This is a genomic window from Streptomyces sp. URMC 123 (assembly GCF_051386515.1).
GTDB lineage: Bacteria > Actinomycetota > Actinomycetes > Streptomycetales > Streptomycetaceae > Streptomyces.
In genome coordinates, this window is record NZ_JBPQTV010000810.1 from 1 (window position 1) to 215 (window position 215).

Annotated in this window: 1 pseudogene; it reads left to right on the forward strand. The window is 67.4% G+C overall.

Annotated features, from left to right (window positions below):
* Nucleotides 1–215, forward strand: a pseudogene (locus ACSNOD_RS32085) (ABC transporter); the annotation flags it as partial.

Sequence of the window (215 nt, forward strand, 5' to 3'; positions counted from 1 at the left end):
GACCCCCGCATCATCTTCCTCGACGAGCCGACCACCGGGCTGGACCCGCGCAGCCGCCGCACCATGTGGGAGATCATCCGCGCCCTGGTCACCGACGACGGCGTCACCATCTTCCTCACCACCCAGTACCTCGAAGAAGCCGACCAACTCGCCGACCGCATCGCCGTCCTCGACGGCGGAAAGCTCGTCGCCGAAGGCACCGCGGACGAACTCAA